Here is an 808-nt window from a genome sequence, read left to right as displayed (position 1 = left end):
GAGACGTCGGATGGAGGTGTCATGCAATGCAATATAGCAGGGGTTGCGAGCTCGATTCGTAGTTGACTAGCGAAAGGACCGATATGGAAGAAGTGATGTGAGAGTCAAAGCGGCACGAGTCTTTACACAAGTCGTTCTCATGGCATCGGTGCTCGCCGTGCTGGTCTTCTGTCTCGAGGTAATTCGGCTTTCCGCTTTCCGGATGCCGTTCAGTGACACTTATTTGATCGATTTTGGCGTCCAAGTTCTAGATTCGTCGGGCTGGTTCTTGCCCGTCATCGCAGGCCTGATCCTCACCGCCTATGTGGGTCTCGTCTCGTTGAACCGATCGGACTCGGCTGAGGATGAGGACGCGGCGCGAGCTCAAGATGTGCTTCCCTGGCTGTGTATGGCGGCAGCCACGGTCGCTGTCACATGGGCCCTCCTCGGTATTCCTGCCTTGCTTCGCCAGGGACAAGCCGCGACTTGGTTAGCCAGCCTCGTTGTCGCGCTGCTGGCTGCAGGACTCGCCTCGCAAGCAGGTCCTTCGCTCACGAGGTATCTTCCCAATCGGATCAATGCCCGCCGGCGCGCTATCGAATCAACCGATCGGGAGATCGTTCGTCTCGCCAGCACGACGCGTCTAAGTAGCCGAAGCGCTGTAGTCGTCTTATGCGTGTGGTTCAGCGGGTCGGTTGTCCTCCCCCTTCTCTCATACTTCTGGGCGTTCGGTTTGACGGTGGCGACGAATGTTGCGTGGCGGCCAGTGACGGGTGTCATAGCGGCATCCGTCCTGATTCTGTTCTTCGTTCCTCTCGGAGCAGCAGCA

1 protein-coding gene is annotated in these 808 nt (G+C 57.8%); it reads left to right on the top strand.

Annotated features, from left to right (window positions below; genetic code table 11):
* Positions 1-139: 139 nt before the first annotated feature.
* On the top strand, positions 140-808 hold a 669-nt coding region (locus AC4FQ5_RS19660), incomplete at its 3' end, for a hypothetical protein (RefSeq protein WP_491146226.1).

It is taken from the genome of Chryseobacterium sp. DT-167, assembly GCF_058310155.1.
The sequence above is the reverse complement of the archived record's forward strand: the minus strand, read 5'-3'. Positions and strand labels throughout refer to the sequence as shown.